Below are 552 nucleotides of genomic sequence, written 5' to 3'. Positions count from 1 at the left end.
GCGAGGAATGGAAGGCGTACATGTACGCCGCCATGTCGGGGAGGGAGTTGAAGGAAAGATCGCTGCTGCTTTTCAGGAATTCCTCGCCGCCGATCGAACTCATCGCAGCAGACCGGGCGATGCTCTTGGATGCCATGCCCCCGAACAATCCGGCAAAAGGAATGTTGTTCAGAAGCTGGTTGGCTGCGATTTGACCGGCGGCTTCGCCAATCTGCCCGCTGGCCTGGACCTTCATTGCCTTGGTCACCCATTCGGCCGTTACGCCGTCCGTGGTGAAGGGTGACATGAATTTGCCGCCATTGCCTTCTATCGGCGTTGGCGCATTGGCCTGAAGTTCCTTGTACGCCAATTCCCGTGCGACAGGATCCGTGACGGTCGCAACATTCTGCATGGCAGGCATGGTTGCACAACCAGCGAGCAGCAGTGCAGGAATAGCCGCTGCGATAAAGTTCAATTTTGTCATAAGTTACCCCTAAATTGCGCATTGTTCCGCGCGTCCGTTACGTAATGTGATAGCCCCAATTGCAGACCCCCAATGCGGCACCCTTTGGC

At 56.3% G+C, this 552-nt stretch carries 1 protein-coding gene; it reads right to left on the bottom strand.

Features of this window, described 5'->3' with window-relative positions; translation table 11 throughout:
• Nucleotides 1-463: hypothetical protein (locus tag V7650_RS18165; protein WP_335657606.1), on the bottom strand; the 463-nt coding region annotated here is incomplete at its 3' end.
• Between the last annotated feature and the right edge of the window lie 89 nt (nt 464-552).

It is taken from the genome of Parasphingorhabdus sp., assembly GCF_036964565.1.
In the GTDB taxonomy this organism is placed as follows: Bacteria; Pseudomonadota; Alphaproteobacteria; order Sphingomonadales; family Sphingomonadaceae; genus Parasphingorhabdus.
This window is presented reverse-complemented; position numbering and strand designations above follow the sequence as displayed.